This window comes from Thermopolyspora sp. NPDC052614 (genome assembly GCF_040678635.1).
GTDB lineage: Bacteria > Actinomycetota > Actinomycetes > Streptosporangiales > Streptosporangiaceae > Thermopolyspora.
Genome location: NZ_JBFATZ010000004.1, coordinates 113,684 through 128,389, shown reverse-complemented (window position 1 = coordinate 128,389; position 14,706 = coordinate 113,684). Strand labels below are relative to the sequence as shown.

The 14,706-nt window shown below is 67.8% G+C and carries 10 protein-coding genes and 1 pseudogene; 5 read left to right on the top strand and 6 right to left on the bottom strand.

Features of this window, described 5'->3' with window-relative positions; translation table 11 throughout:
- Positions 1–149: 149 nt before the first annotated feature.
- Genes AB0K60_RS10185 through AB0K60_RS10175 form a run of 3 tightly spaced genes read right to left on the bottom strand, consistent with a single transcriptional unit; the run spans position 150 to position 6,297 of the window.
- Complete coding sequence (locus AB0K60_RS10185) at positions 150–3,311, bottom strand: DEAD/DEAH box helicase family protein (RefSeq protein ID WP_364050957.1); 3,162 nt, start codon at positions 3,309–3,311, stop codon at positions 150–152.
- Positions 3,311–4,555 carry a restriction endonuclease subunit S gene (locus tag AB0K60_RS10180; protein WP_364050954.1) on the bottom strand — a complete coding sequence of 415 codons (1,245 nt, stop codon included), beginning with the start codon at positions 4,553–4,555 and terminating at the stop codon, positions 3,311–3,313. Before AB0K60_RS10180 ends, AB0K60_RS10185 begins: the two co-directional genes overlap by 1 nt.
- Positions 4,552–6,297, bottom strand: coding sequence for a class I SAM-dependent DNA methyltransferase (locus AB0K60_RS10175; protein ID WP_364050951.1), 1,746 nt, complete (start codon positions 6,295–6,297; stop codon positions 4,552–4,554). Before AB0K60_RS10175 ends, AB0K60_RS10180 begins: the two co-directional genes overlap by 4 nt.
- Before the next feature lie 372 nt (positions 6,298–6,669).
- On the opposite strand from AB0K60_RS10175, the pseudogene AB0K60_RS10170 reads away from it, so the two are divergent.
- A pseudogene (locus AB0K60_RS10170) lies at positions 6,670–6,837 on the top strand (IS5/IS1182 family transposase); the annotation flags it as partial.
- Between the two features lie 20 nt (positions 6,838–6,857).
- On the opposite strand, the gene AB0K60_RS10165 reads toward AB0K60_RS10170, so the two are convergent.
- The gene (locus AB0K60_RS10165; RefSeq protein WP_364050948.1) at positions 6,858–8,216 is read right to left on the bottom strand and encodes a helix-turn-helix transcriptional regulator; all 1,359 of its coding nucleotides are present in this window, start codon (positions 8,214–8,216) and stop codon (positions 6,858–6,860) included.
- A gap of 144 nt (positions 8,217–8,360) precedes the next feature.
- Between AB0K60_RS10165 and AB0K60_RS10160 the strand changes: the two genes are divergently transcribed.
- Complete coding sequence (locus tag AB0K60_RS10160; RefSeq protein ID WP_364050945.1) at positions 8,361–8,906, top strand: ATP-binding protein; 546 nt, start codon at positions 8,361–8,363, stop codon at positions 8,904–8,906.
- 171 nt (positions 8,907–9,077) lie between these two features.
- On the opposite strand, the gene AB0K60_RS10155 is transcribed toward AB0K60_RS10160, so the two are convergent.
- Positions 9,078–10,538 (bottom strand): rhamnulokinase family protein, encoded by a 1,461-nt coding sequence (locus AB0K60_RS10155; protein WP_364050942.1) that lies wholly within the window; start codon positions 10,536–10,538, stop codon positions 9,078–9,080.
- Positions 10,535–11,542: a substrate-binding domain-containing protein gene (locus AB0K60_RS10150; protein ID WP_364050940.1), complete on the bottom strand. Its 1,008-nt coding sequence runs from the start codon at positions 11,540–11,542 to the stop codon at positions 10,535–10,537. Before AB0K60_RS10150 ends, AB0K60_RS10155 begins: the two co-directional genes overlap by 4 nt.
- Positions 11,543–11,827: 285 nt before the next feature.
- On the opposite strand from AB0K60_RS10150, the gene AB0K60_RS10145 reads away from it, so the two are divergent.
- The 3 genes from AB0K60_RS10145 to AB0K60_RS10135 are packed head-to-tail and all read left to right on the top strand — an operon-like array spanning position 11,828 to position 14,663.
- Positions 11,828–13,345 (top strand): sugar ABC transporter ATP-binding protein, encoded by a 1,518-nt coding sequence (locus AB0K60_RS10145; protein ID WP_364050938.1) that lies wholly within the window; start codon positions 11,828–11,830, stop codon positions 13,343–13,345.
- Positions 13,342–13,560 (top strand): hypothetical protein, encoded by a 219-nt coding sequence (locus AB0K60_RS10140; RefSeq protein WP_364050936.1) that lies wholly within the window; start codon positions 13,342–13,344, stop codon positions 13,558–13,560. Before AB0K60_RS10145 ends, AB0K60_RS10140 begins: the two co-directional genes overlap by 4 nt.
- Positions 13,557–14,663, top strand: a complete 1,107-nt coding sequence (locus tag AB0K60_RS10135) for an ABC transporter permease (protein ID WP_364050933.1) — start codon at positions 13,557–13,559, stop codon at positions 14,661–14,663. Before AB0K60_RS10140 ends, AB0K60_RS10135 begins: the two co-directional genes overlap by 4 nt.
- Positions 14,664–14,706: the final 43 nt, after the last annotated feature.

The window sequence follows — 14,706 nt, the reverse complement described above, 5'->3', positions numbered from 1 at the left end:
AAGCCCCTGCCGCGACGTTGCGCGCGCTCCTCAAGATGGCAGGCCGAACCCCGGCAGCAGGCCCTGTCGCGGCGTGGGTGGCGGGACTGCTCCGGCCGCATGGTTAAGCCGACCTAGCCGTTCTCGACGCGGCCAAGGAATGTGTCAGGTCAGCTTCGGTGCATCAGGGGTGAGGAGGGCTGGCCTGTCTCCTGGTCGATGGCGGCCTCGTAGAACGCGTCGGCGAGGGCCACGATGATTCCCTTGATCGCGGGCCCGTCGGTGAAGAAGTAGTCGGCCATGGTGTTGTGTGCCTCTTGGTTGTCGGCGACGGCCTCGGTGACGGCGGCCTGGAAGTCCTGCGACTCCATGAACTGCTTCTTTGAGTTCACCCGGGTCTGCTGGACCAGGTCCGGGTCGGCGAGCAGTCGCTGCACGAGCCCCTGCACGAACTCCCGGATCTGGGACTCGGCGAACGACTTGGCACCGAAGAGGTCGTTCATCTTGTCGATGACGACCTGGAGCGCGACGTACTTCGGCTCCTTTCTGGTGCCGGTGCCTGCCGCGCTGATCCCCTTCAGCTCGCCGTCTCCGGTCAGCGAGATGTCGACGGCGATTCCCTTGGTGTGCTTCACACCGACCAGGACCACGTCGGAGAGGTCGACATCGGCGCTCCAGGAGGACTCGGCGATGACCTTCTCCAGGAGCCGCAGGAAGATCGAGAGCATCTCCATGTACGGGTCGCCGTAGTCGACGATCTGGCTCATGAAGTCATAGAGCCGCACGTAGGTGGAGACGTCCTTGCGGAAGAGGTCGAGGGTGTTGAGCGTGACCTTGTCCCCGGCCTCGATCGCCGCCGCGTAGCGACGCCGGAAGTCGTGCTGGGCCGGGCTGATCGCCGCCGAGAGCGCGTTGTTGCCCTTGCGGGCCACCCACAGCTCGGCGACCTGGCGGACCTGTTCCTCGGTGTAGATACCCGCCTGGGCGAGCTTGTTCGCGAGGTGGACGACGACGTACGGGTCGGTCTCGGTCTCCAGGGTCGCGTTGGTGAAGTACGGCTCGAAGGCGGCCTTGATGTCGTCGGGCTTGTTGACGAAGTCGATGACGAACGTCTTGGTCTTCTGCTCCTTGTCGGCGGTGCGGTGGGTTCGGTTGAGCCGGGAGAGCGTCTGCACGGCGGTGACGCCGGAGAGCTTCTTGTCGATGTACATCGCCGAGAGCAGCGGCTGGTCGAAGCCGGTCTGGAATTTGCTGGCGACCAGCATGATCTTGTACGTGTCGCCCTTGAACGCCGCGGCCAGGTCGGCGCCCGCTCCGGGGTTCATCTTGGCCTCGGTGAACTCGTCGTCCTTCGACGGCCTCGGCCCCCACTCCTGGCTCCACTTGTCGTTCTCGGTCATCGACACCGTGCCGGAGAACGCGACCAGGGTCCGGTAGTTGTACGACGCGTCCTCGGCGGCCCGCTTGGCGATGTAGGCGTCGATCGCCTTCTTGTACTTCACCGCGGCCTTACGCGAGTCGGTGACGACCATCGCCTTCGCCTTGCCGTTCAGCAGGTGGGCGACGTTGGTGTGGAAGTGCTCGACGATGATCTGCACCTTCTGGCTGATGTTGGTCGGGTGCAGTTTCACCCACCGCATCAGCCCCTTGCGCGCCGCCGACTCCTCGACCTCGCCGCCGTCGCCGCCCTTGATCTTGTTGGCGATCTTCAACGCGGTGTCGTAGGACTGGTAGCCCTTGAGCACGTCGAGGATGTAGCCCTCCTCGATGGCCTGCTTCATCGAGTACAGGTGGAACTCGCGCGGCTTGCCGTCCGGCCCCTTGCGGCCGAACAGCTCCAGGGTCTTGTTCTTCGGCGTCGCGGTGAAGGCGAAGTAGGAGATGTTCTCCGACTCGGCCCGTTCGGCCATCTCCGCGGCCAGGACCGCCTCGACGTCGATCGAGCCGCTGTCCTCGATCTCCTTGATCTCCGCGGCGGTCAGGACCTGCTTCAGCTTCGAGGAGATCTTCCCTGACTGCGAGGAGTGCGCCTCGTCGGCGATGACGGCGAACCGCCTGCCCTTCAGGCCGGAGTCGGCCCGGATCTCATCGAGTGCGAACGGGAAGGTCTGCACCGTCACCGCGATGATCAACTCGCCGTTCTTCAGCGCCTGTGCCAGCAGGCCGGACTTCGACTTCGCACCGGCCTTGCGCACGTCCTCTGGGCTGATCGTCGCGACGATCTTCCCGCTGCCGTCCATCTGCCGGATCGCGTCCTGAAGCTGCCCGTCGAGCACCGTGCGGTCGACGACCACGATGACCGAGTCGAAGACCTTCTCGTCGTTGACGTGGAGCCGCGCGAGACGGTGCGCCGTCCAGGCGATCGTGTTCGTCTTCCCGGACCCCGCCGAGTGCTCGATCAGGTAACGCCGGCCGACACCCTCCTCGGCCACGGCGGCCACGATGTTCGTGACCGCCTCCCACTGGTGAAACCGGGGGAACAGTATGTTCGTACGGCGCGTCGACGTGCCGGTCGCGACGTCCCACTCCTCCTTGGTCTCTACGATCATCATTCGGCCGATGATGTTGAGCCAGGCGTGCTTCTCCCAGACCCGCTCCCACAGGTACGCCGTCGCCGACCTCCCGTCCGCACCGGGCGGGTTCCCGGCGCCATCGTCGAAGCCGATGTTGAACGGCCGGAAATGCGTGTCCTCGCCCTCCAACCGGGTGGTCATCGCAGCGAGGTCGTTGGAGACCGCGAAGTGGACCAGCGCCCGATGCCCGAACGACAGCAGCGGTTCGCGCCGACCGTTCGTCAGCGGGTTGCGATGCTTGCGGTACTGCTGGATCGCCTCGTCCAGCGACTGCGTGAAGTCGGTCTTCAGTTCCACTGTCGCGACCGGGAGCCCGTTGATGAAGAACACCAGGTCGATGCTGCGCTGGTCGGCGGTCGAAAAGTGCACCTGGCGCATCACCCGAACGCGCATCGCCGCATACTCGGCGTTCGTCGTCTCGTTCAGCGACGTCTCGGGCCGGAACTGCGCCATCTTCAACCGGCCACCGCCGATGTACTGCACCCCGTTGCGCAGGATGTTCAGCATCCCACCGCCGTGTTCGAGTGGCTTGTCCAGTGCCGTGGTCAGTACATCGAGAAACTTCGCCTGCGACCCCGCCGCCTTCAGCGCCTTCTCATACGCTGGCTTCTGCGTCGCCTCCAGCCATGCGAACAAATCCTCGGGGAACAGTGCCCGCTCACGGTCATAGCCGGAGTCGTTCGCCGAGTATAGCCACCCGTGGGCCGCGAGATATTCGCAGATCTCAGCCTCAAAGACGACCTCGTTGTGATCGGCCATCACGCGACCTCAAGTATGTTGATCTGACCCGTCACCGCAGCAGTGATCAGGGCGGCCCGTCGCTCACGGGCAAGCTCGATAAAACGCTCTGTCTCCCTGATGAGTGTGTCAATCTTGGCAGTTTGCTCATCCAGGTAGTGAGCGATTCGACGCTGTTCATCGATCGGCGGGAAGGGAATCGGTGTGCGCGCCAGAGTGCCAAGGTTCAAACGGCGGAAGGTCGCCCCCATAATCTGGTAGTCCCAGTACTCAGCGGTTTGCCGTGACAGCAGCGCCCACACTACGAACCTCGTGTCGACGATGTCCGGTCGGAGTGCCACGCGCACCGTGTCTTGCGTCAGATTGGCGCCTGCTAAGTCTTCCGACACGACAGCGACTTTCCCGTATGCCGGACCAATCGACACAACCACGTCTCCGCCCGCCAACACTGAGCGCTGATACGCACTCGCGATTTCGGGCGCTGTAGTTCGAAGAGCATCCTTGTCTGGGGACATGCCCTCGCCGACGATGTCCGAGGGACCAATGTAGACAATGCCGCCTTCGACCGGCTCGCCAGCCTGCAGGATGCCGTACGTCATGGGCCTCTTGCTGTCGACGAGTCGTCGGAGGTGGGTCACTTCATGGCCGTCCAACGCTTCTGCGATTGTTGCGATTCGCCGCTCGCGGAGCATATCGATCAGGCGCTGCTGCTCCTCGATGAGCGTGTCGATGCGGGCGGTCTCGCGGTCGAGGTAGTCGGCGATGGCGCACTGCTCCTCGATCGGCGGAAGGAGAACAGGCATCACTCGGTAGAGATCGTTGTCGATCTCCGCCTGGCCGATCCTCACGCCCCGCGACTGCAACGCGTAGCCGGCCGCGTAGGGAGGGCTCCGGAAGAGCCAGTTCAGGTAGCGCGAGTCTGCGTCGTGTCGAGGTGCGAAGCAGATGTAGTGTCCCGAAACTATCCCTCGCAGGCTGGAGATGCCGACTGATCCTTGCCATGCCTTCATCCGGTTCGTGACCAGCCACCCAGGGTGGACGAGTTGGTAGATGTTTCGGTTCTCAGCGGTTTTGTTGATATTGTCCCGGGAGTCCTTCGTAACGACACCATAGTCGCGGAACACCGACAGCATCTGTTCGTCGGGGTGCCCAACGTCCTTAATCCGCTCGAACATTGACCAAAGTGGCCTCGTGGTCCAGTGTGCTGGAACATCACCAAGCCACGGCACGCCCGAGTCGACGTACTTGCTGTACCGCAAGCTCATCCCTCAACCTCCCGAAGCAGGTCAAGGATCTTGGTGACCTGTTTCTCCAGGTCGGCGTCGATTTCGGCGAGGGAGCGGGGCGGGACATATTTGTAGAAGTGGCGGGTGAAAGGGATTTCGTAGCCGACCCTGACCTTGGCCCAGTCGATCCAGGCTTCGGGCACGTACGGCTTCACCTCAGTGTCGAAGTATGCCTGTATGACCTCGATCTTGCCTGCCGGACCGGCGGTCGAGCCGCCGTAGGTGAAGGGCACGTTCTCGGTGTCGCGCTTCTTGGAGTCGGGCTTCGGGTTGCCCTTGCGGTCGACGACGGGATTGCCGTCCTCGTCCAGCAACGGCCGCTCGACGGTGATGGTCCAGTAGCCGAACTCGTCGATGCGCAGCACCTTGGAGAACTCGGAGTCGGCATTTGTGAAGTCGGCGTACAGCCGGAGGATCTTGGCGCGGTCGGCGTCGCTGATCTCGCGGCCCTTGCTGCCGAGGTTCTTACGCATCTTGGTCCAAAACGACGTGCCGTCGATGAGCTGGACCAGGCCCTTGCGGTCAGGATGCTTGGTGTTGTCGAGTATCCAGATGTAGGTGGCGATGCCGGTGTTGAAAAACATGTTGGTCGGCAGCGCGACGATCGCGTCGACCAGGTCGTTCTCCAGCAGCCACTTGCGGATGTTGGAAGGGCCGGACTCGGCTGCGCCGTTGAAGAGCGGCGAGCCGTTCATGATGATCCCGGCCCGGCCGCCGCCGTCCTCCGGGGCGCGCATCTTGTGCACCAGGTGCAGCAGGAAGAGCATCTGCCCATCCGAGGTAGCGGGCAGGCCCGGCGCGAAGCGGCCGTATGGGCCGGCCTCGTCGCGCTCCTTGGTGATGGCCTTGGCGTACTGCTTCCAGTCGACGCCGTAGGGCGGGTTGGACATGCAGAAGTCGAACTGGCGGCCTTTGAAGGCGTCGTTGGTGAGCGTGTTGCCGAAGGCGATGTTGGATGCGTCGTGGCCCTTGGCGAGCAGGTCGGACTTGCAGATCGCGTAGGACTGGGGGTTGTACTCCTGGCCGTACAGGCTCAGTCGGGCGTGCGGGTTCTGTGCGAGCAGGTGCTCTTCGGCCAGGGCGAGCATGCCGCCTGTGCCGGCGGTGGGGTCGTAGAGCGTGCGGACGATGCCCGGCTCGGTCAGGGCGGCGTCCTTTTCGGCGAAGAGCAGGTCGACCAGCAGTCGGATCGCGTCGCGCGGCGTGTAGTGGTCGCCGGAGGTCTCGTTCGCGGCCTCGTTGAACTTGCGGATGATGTACTCGAACGCGTCCCCCATGTCGGCGTTGGACACGACATCGGGGTGCAGGTCGACGGCGGCGAAGGACTTCACGATCTCGCGTAGGAGACCGGCCTTTTCCAGGGCGATGATCTCCTTCTTGAAGTCGAAGTATTCGAACACATCGATATCTGGGGAGAACCGGTCGATGTAGTCGACGAGGTTGTCCTCTAGCCCGTCCGCGTCCTTCAGCAGGTTGGCGAAGCTGTACTTCGAGGTGTTGTAGAACGGCCGACCAGTGGCCTTCTTGACCTCGATTCGGAGCCGGTTCGGGTTCTCGTACGCCGCAGCCAGTTTGTGGACGGTCTCGCGGTCTGGCTCCAGGATGCAGTCGAGGCGCCGGAGGATCGTGAACGGGAGGATCACGTTCCCGTACTGGTTGGGGCGGTAGGGGCCCCGAAGCTGGTCGGCGATCGACCAGATGAAACTACCGAGCGTGCTCACAAGGCTCCTTACGGGATCGCTCAATGTGCGAGGCTGCGCCGACTCACTGGGGGAGTCGCGCCCCGCACGGAAACGTACATCCGCTGACGGGGCGTCATGAAGCCATCTTCGCGCACCTCGGCCTCCTGTGTACGCGGTAAGTCAGGCGGGGTTCAGACCCGCCCACACCGTAACGGGAGGGACCGACACAAACACGAGCAACGAGAGGTCAGGCAGCCTCGGCGAACTCCGTCTCGCACAGACCACACGGGTTCGGGCCGCTCTTAAACATCTGCGGCCGATGGCCAGATCCGGCGCGGGCGGATATCAGCGGACCCTTCGGCGTCGCACGGGATCGGCTGCGCCGAACCGGTGCGTGCGCTGGCGGCCCGGGTCGCCCGTCGTGGCATCGAGCACGGCTCTGGCCTGGGCAAACAGCGATGGGTCGTCGAGCAGACCTTCGTTTTGCCGCACGGCTTCCGGTTACTGCGGATGCGCTGGGAGGTCCGCCTGCGCATCCGCCAAGTCTTCCTCGGCCTCGGCTGCGCCCTGATCTGCTGACGCCGTCTCAGCTCGTCATGTCAGGCGCTCTGCAGCGGCGGGCTCATGACGACGGATCGATAGTCATCGAAGGCGCTGCCCTTGCGCTGGGCGGGCGGGATGATCTCCTGCACTTGACGGGCGACGTGCAGGATGATTTGGGATCGGTAGGCAGGGGCGAGGCCGGAGATGATTTCGGCGGTCAGGCGTAGGGCTTCGGCGTAACCTCCTCCCCGGGCGAGGGCGATGCCTTGGTGGAGCCGGACGCCCGTGTCGTTGTGGTAGTTGGGCAGGCGCCGCAGTGCTTCTTCGCGCGCCTTGTCGGCCGCTTTTGCCGATCCGCCGTAGGAGTGGACCCAGCTCGCGACGCACCAGGTCGTGTCCGGCGTCCAGCCGAGTTCGCTGCGCTCGCCGACCTTGTCGGCCAGCGCGAAGAAACGTCCCAAGACTTCCCGGGCCTCGGCGTCGCGGCCCATCAATGCGAGCGCCTCCGCTTCGCCGCCGAGTGCCTGGAGAACGCTCGTGGACGCCAGGCCGCCCGCCATCTCCCGAGCCTCTCGGGAAAGAGTGATCACCGACTCCGGCCCGCGGAAGGAGAAAAAGCCCATTACGGCTTCTTTGCCGCGTACCCGAACACGCATGTCGAGGTCACCCGAAGCATCCGCGGCATGCCGGGCGGTCGCCCACCATCGCCGCGCCTGGCCGACTTCGCCGAGGCACGTCAAGATGCCGGCGTGCAGCGTCGACATCCATGCGACACATCGCTGAAGATCGGTTTTGTGTTCGGGTCGGGCCTGGGTCAAAGACCACTGCAGGGCTGCCAGGTCGGCGACCAACTGGTCGCGTACCTGCGCCGGGGGACGCGTGTTCACCGCCTGCCGGTGGGCCACGCATGCCGCCTCCCAGTCCTCCACGGTGGACGACTCGGCGGTGCCGATGGCCCGTTCGAGCTGTTGCCGCACCGACTCGGCGGACGTGAGGCCGGGGCCGGCGGTGATGAGCCCGAGGCCGGTGAGACGGAAGAGTAGTCGTCGCTCCATGTCATCGTCCTGACACTGGGGGATACCGTTCCGGTTATTTCCACTATCGGCCGCGGCAACCAGTTCGTCGATGGGGTGTCGCCCCAGCCGCTGTACCAGTGGCCACAGGCAGATCAACTCGCCGTCTGCGGCCAGGGCCTCATCGAGGGCGCGGACGCGGTCGCCGCCGTCCGGCAGATGCTCGCCGCGCTCGATCGCGCTGATCATCGAGGGAGAGTAACCGGTGCGTTCGGCCAGGGCGGCGAGCCGCAAAGGGCTGCCGACGCGTTCGTCGTAGCTGTCGCGCAGGTCGCGCACCCGCGCGCCGAAGAAGTGGGCGAGGGAGCGATACCGCTCGGGCTGCTTGCGCCGTGCCGGCATGGATTCCACCTCCGAAGACGGGCCGGATGCGACTGGCCATACGACCTGGAGCGATGACTCAGCGGGTGCGATCGTAAGCGAACCGTACATCAACTACGGCTTCACGTGTTGACGATTCCCAGACAGTCAGGAGACCAGGTCTTGATGCGGATCGACCCGGCGGAGACTCTGCGCCGCGTCCGGCGGTGGGACGCGGCCCGGCGATGGGCGCTCCGCCGCATCGCGAGCGCCCCCTTCGCCTCGTCCCGGCCGGAACTCTCGGACGGCATGACGATCCTGGGAGCGATCAAGCTCCAGGCGACGCCGCGCAGCGTGGCCGACGTACGCTCCTACCTCACCGAACTGCTCGCCGACGGCCCCACCGACATGCCCACCGTCGTCCTGCTCGCCAGCGAACTGGCCACCAACAGCCTGCGCCACACCACCGCGGGCACCGACGGCACGATCGCCCTCGCCGTACTAGCCGTCGGCGACGCCATCCGCGTCGAGGTCGCCGACGGCGGCGCACCCACCACCCCCTGCCTGCGCGCCCAGGACGACGAGTACGCCGACGGCGGCCGGGGCCTGCACCTGGTGGACCTGCTCGCCGCCCGCTGGGGCTTCACCCGCGACCGCAACGGCACCACGACCTGGTTCGAGGTCACCACCTCGTGCGACGACACAACCTGCCCGGACCGGACGCTGAACTGATCAGGCGGCATTGGGGCTTGAGCTTGTGATTCGGGTGGCCCTGAGTGGACCGCCGGAGGGGCCTGCCGGCCATCCGCTCTCTGAGTCGCACTATCGACTTCGGGATCGAGGGCCGTGGACGTCGCCGGAGAACCAGAGCATGCCCGGCCTCCGGTTCAGGCGGGGGAGGAGTCAAGCGAAGCCGAGGCGAGACGCGGCCTCGGCCCAGGCGGTGGGGTCGCCCTTGGGCTCGTACGCGGTGATGGGCTCGCTTGCGCGGACGACGGCGCGGATGTCGGTGATGACGTTCTGGGAGCGGGCCTGGAGGAGGGCGTTGCCGAGGGCGGCGGCCTCCACCGGGCCGGCGAGGACGGGGAGGCCGGTGGCGTCGGCGGTCATCTGGCAGAGCAGGGCGTTGCGGGAGCCGCCGCCGACGACGTGGATGACGTCGACGTCGCGTCCGCTCAGGCGTACGGCGTCGTGGAGGGCGCGGCGGTAGGCGAGGGCGAGGCTTTCCAGGACGCAGCGGACGGTCGCCGGGTGGGTGGTGGGGGTGGGCTGGCCGGTGCGTTCGCAGTAGGCGGCGATGCGGGCGGGCATGTCGCCCGGGGGGAGGAAGAGCGGGTCGTCGGGGTCGATGAGGGCGGTGAACGGCGGGGCGTCGGCGGCGGCGGTGAGGAGGGCGGGGAGGTCGTCGGCGGACCACTCGCGCATGCATTCCTGGAGGATCCACAGGCCCATGACGTTGCGCAGGTAGCGGGTGGTGCCGTCGAGGCCGCCCTCGTTGGTGAAGTTGGCCTCGCGGCTCTCCTCGGTGAGGACGGGGGCGGGGAGTTCGAGGCCGACGAGGGACCAGGTGCCGGAGGAGATGTACGCGAAGCGGTCGGTGGCGGCGGGGACGGCGGCGACGGCGGAGGCGGTGTCGTGGGAGGCGACGGCGGTGACCAGGGTGGAGTCGGGGAGGCCGGTCTCGGCGGAGACCGCGGCGGTGAGGGTGCCCGCCGGGGTGCCGGGGTGGCGCAGGCCCGGGAAGATCTCCGGAGGGATGGACAGGCGGGTCATCAGGTCGTGGGACCAGGCGCCGGCGGTCACGTCGTAGAGGCCGGTGGTGGAGGCGTTGGTGACCTCGGCGCCGACGGAGCCGGTGAGCCAGTAGGTCAGCAGGTCGGGGATCATCAGCAGGGTGTGGGCGCCGGGGTCCTGGTCGCGGTACTCGGCGACCAACTGGTAGATCGTGTTGAAGGGGAGGAACTGCAGGCCGCTGACGCCGTACAGGAGGACGGCGCCGAGTTCGTGGACGACCTGCTCCATGATCCCGTCGGTGCGGGAGTCGCGGTAGTGGACCGGGTTGCGGAGCAGGCGGCCGGAGTGGTCGAGCAGCCCGTAGTCGACCGCCCAGGAGTCGATGCCGATCGAGTCGACCGGGCCGGCGCGGCGCAGGCCGTCGAGGACGCCCTGGTAGAGGGCGAGGATGTCCCAGTGCAGGGTCTGGTGCAGGCGGACCGGGCGGTTGGGGAATCGGTGGGCCTCGGTGAGGGTGACGCGGTCGCGGGTCACCTCGGCGACCATGACGCGGCCGCTGGACGCGCCCAGGTCGACGGCCGCGTATCGGGCGGCGGTGGTGGGGACGGGGTGGTGCGCCGGGGTGTTCAACTGGAGGACTCCCTGACGACGAGTTCGGGCTGGAACATGATCTGCTGGTGGGCGTGGGTGTCCGGGTTGTCGCACTCGTCGAGGAGGAGCTCGGTGGCGAGGCGGCCCAGCTTGTACGTGGGCTGGCGGATGGAGCTGAGGGACACCGTGGAGGCGGCGGCGAAGTCGATGTCGTCGTAGCCGATGAGGGCGACGTCGCCCGGGACGTCGACGCCGGCCTGCAGGAGGCCGCGCAGCACGCCGAGGGCGAGCAGGTCGTTAGCGCAGAAGATCGCGTCGGGGATCCGGCCGCCGTGGACGAGTTTCTCGGCGGCCTGCTGGCCTTGGCGGGCGGTCATGCCGGGCATCTCGATGACCTGGAGCGTGCCCGCGGGGTCGCGGCCGGACTCGCGCAGCGCCTGCTCGGCGCCGTTGCGGCGCTCGACGCACTGGCGGATGGTGAGCGGGCCGGAGACGTACGCGATCGTGCCGGGGTTCCGCTCAAGCAGGTGCTTGATGGCCATGTGCCCGCCGGCGCGGTCGTTGACGGCGACCGAGCACTGGTCGACGCGGTGGGCGGGGTGGTCGACGAGCACGACGCTGATGCCCCGGTCGCGCAGCGCGTCGAGGCGGTGCGGGTCGTCGTCGGACGGGGTGATCAGGACGCCGCGCACCCGCTGCTCGGCCAGGACCAGCAGGTTGCGCTCCTCCTTGGCGCGCGAACCGGCCGAGTTGCCGAGGATCACCGCGTAGCCGAGGTCGCTGGCGACGTCCTCGACGCCGGCCGCGACGTCGGTGAAGAACGGGTTGCCGATGTCGATCACCGACAGCCCGATCGTACGGCTGTGGCCCGCGCGCAACGTCGAGGCCGAGCCGTGCCGGACGAACCCCAACTCGCGGATGGCCTCCTCGACCCGGGCCCGGGTGGCGGGGGCGACGCGCTCGGGGCGGTTGAGCACGTTGGAGACCGTGCCCGGCGACACGCCGGCGTACCGGGCGACGTCCTTGATGCTGACCGTGCTCATCGCTGCTCGCTCATCGCTTCCCTGCTCGCCCTCTCTCCGCCGCCGGACCGCTCCGGCGGGCCGTTTGCCGAGGTTACCGGCCCGGATCATTAAAACGTGCTAATCCCGGCATGGGCCAGACCCAACGTCAAAGATACCCGTTCATGATCTTAGCGCGTTGGCGGGGTAACGCTCCGGAAACATCTGGTTCATAGGGGATTGACACCGGTGCCCTCGGCCCTTAGCGTCCAGAAATCATTCCTTAAAACGTTTTTGTCAGTCAGGTACGCCGAGGAGACGGACGGGATGCGGGGAGACGAGCGGTCGCCTGCGACACCGGTGCTCGCGCTGCGCGGGGTCAGCAAGTCCTTCGGGGCCGTCAACGCGCTGCGGGGGGTGTCGCTGGAGCTCTGGGGGTCCGAGGCGCACGCCCTCGCGGGCGAGAACGGCGCAGGGAAGTCCACCCTGGTCAAGATCATGGCCGGGGTGGACCGGCCGGACTCCGGCGAGATCCTGCTCGACGGCGTACCGGTGGAGTTCCACTCGCCGGCCGATGCCCAGAACGCCGGGATCGCCGTCATCTACCAGGAGCCCACCCTCTTCCCGGACCTGTCGGTCACCGAGAACATCTTCATGGGCCGCCAGGTGCGGGGCAGGTTCGGCCGCATCGACCGCGCCGCGATGCGCGAGCAGGCGGCGGGCCTGTTCGCCCGGCTGGGCGTGCAGCTCGACCCCGACCAGCCCGCCCGCGGACTGTCGATCGCCGACCAGCAGCTCGTCGAGATCGCCAAGGCGCTCTCCCGCGACGCCCGCGTACTGATCATGGACGAGCCGACGGCGGCGCTGTCAGGCAACGAGGTCGCCCGCCTGTTCGGCGTGGTCAAGGCGCTGCGTGAGCAGGGCTGCGCGGTGCTGTTCATCTCCCACCGGCTGGACGAGATCTTCGAGCTGTGCCGGCGCGCCACGACGCTGCGCGACGGCGGCTTCGTGGCGAGCGACCTGATCGCCGACATCACGCCCGACGACCTGGTACGCCGGATGGTCGGCCGGGAGCTCGACGCGCTGTTCCCCAAGCAGGACGGCATGCCCGGCGAGATCGTGCTCAAGGTGGACCGGCTGACCCGCGAGGGCGTCTTCACCGACGTCTCCTTCCACGTACGGCGCGGCGAGATCGTCGCCCTGGCCGGACTCGTCGGCGCGGGACGCAGCGAGGTCGCCCGCGCGATCTTCGGCGTGGACCGCTGGGACGCCGGATCGGTCGAGGTGTCCGGCCGACGGCTGCCGCCCGGCAGCCCGACCGCGGCGATGGCCGCCGGGGTGGCGCTGGTGCCCGAGGACCGCCGCCAGCAGGGCCTGGTCATGAACCTGTCGATCGAGCGCAACATCGCCCTGGCGGGGCTGTCGGCCGTACGCAGGGGGCCGCTGATCTCCCCGGCCGCCGAGCGGAGCCGGGCGCGGGACTGGGCGATCCGGCTGCGGCTGAAGTACTCCCGCCTGACGGACGCGGTCGAGGTGCTCTCCGGCGGCAACCAGCAGAAGGTCGTGCTCGGCAAGTGGCTGGCGCGCGAGCCGTCGGTGCTGATCGTGGACGAGCCGACGCGCGGCATCGACGTCGGCACCAAGGCCGAGGTGCACCGCCTGCTGTCGGAGCTGGCCGTCGGCGGCATCGGGGTGTTGATGATCTCCTCCGAGCTGCCGGAGGTGCTCGGCATGGCCGACCGGGTGCTCGTCATGCACGAGGGGCGGCTGGTCGCCGAGATCCCGCGTGCCGAGGCGACCGAGGAGAGCGTGATGTCGGCGGCCACCGGACGGAGCGCGGCATGAACGCCCGCCGCGCCGTGGACGGCGACCATGTGAACGGCAATCGCGTCATGGACGGCGACCGCGTCATAGACGGCGACCGTGTGAACGGCGACCGCGTCATAGACGGCAACCGCGTCGTGAACGGCGACCGGGCCGTGGACGGCGACCGCCGCGTCGGCGGCGAGCGCGCCGCGAAGGGTGCGCACGGCGGCGTGAACAGGGGGCGGAAACGATGAGCGGACCGGAGACCGAGGTGCTGCACGGCGCCGGCGACGCCGGCAAGACCGGCGAGAGGGCCGCTCAGCGGCAAACCCCCGCTCCCGCCGCCGGCGCGTCCGGTGGCGGGCGCCGGCTGGTCGAACGGGTGGCCCGGGTGCGCGAGCTGGGCATCGTGGTGGCCCTGGCCGCGCTGTTCGGCGTCACCGGCGCGGTCAACCCGGGCTTCCTCGGCTTCGACAGCCTGCGCGACATCCTGCTCAACTCGGCGATCATCGCGATGCTCGCGGTGGGCCAGACGCTCGTGGTCGTCACCCGCAACGTCGATCTGTCGGTCAGCTCCGTCGTCGGCCTCACGGCGTTCGGCGGCGCGGTGATCCTCGCCGACCACCCGGGCGTGCCGATCCCGGTGGTGATCGCCGGATGCGTGCTGCTCGGCGCGCTCTGCGGCGCGATCAACGGCGTGCTCGTCGGCGTGGCCAAGGTGCCCGCGCTGGTCGCCACCCTCGGCACCCTGTACGCGTTCCGCGGCATCGACTTCGCCGTCGCCGGAGGCCGGCAGGTGAACGCGGCCGACATGCCCGAGGCGTTCCTCTCGCTGGGGTCGCGCTCGGTGCTCGGCCTGCCGTTGCTGGCCCTGGTGGCGCTGGTCGTGCTGCTCGCCGTCGGCTGGATGATGCGCAACCTGCCCTGGGGCCGCGAACTGTACGCGATCGGCTCAAACCCGGACGCCGCCGTGCTCGCGGGCATCCAGGTACGGCGTCGCGTCGTGACGGCCTTCGTCGTCAACGGCGCGCTCGCCGGCCTGGCCGGGGTGATGTGGGCGGCGCGCTTCGGCACCGTCGACGCCACCGTGGCCACCGGCAAGGAACTCGACGTGATCGCCGCCGTGGTCGTCGGCGGCGTGGCCATCTTCGGCGGCAGCGGCACCGTGTACGGCGCGGCCCTCGGCGCCCTGCTGCTGTCGAGCATCACCAGCGCGCTCGCCGTGCTGCGGGTCGACGCCCTCGCCCAGACCGCCATCAACGGCGCGCTGCTGATCGCCGCCATCGTCCTGGACCGCGTCCTCGCGCTGCGGGTCGCCGCCGCGCTGCGCCGCAGGAGGTTCCGCGATGCCCGATAACGACAGGCCCGATGACGACGGAAACGCAAGCCGAGAGCCCGAT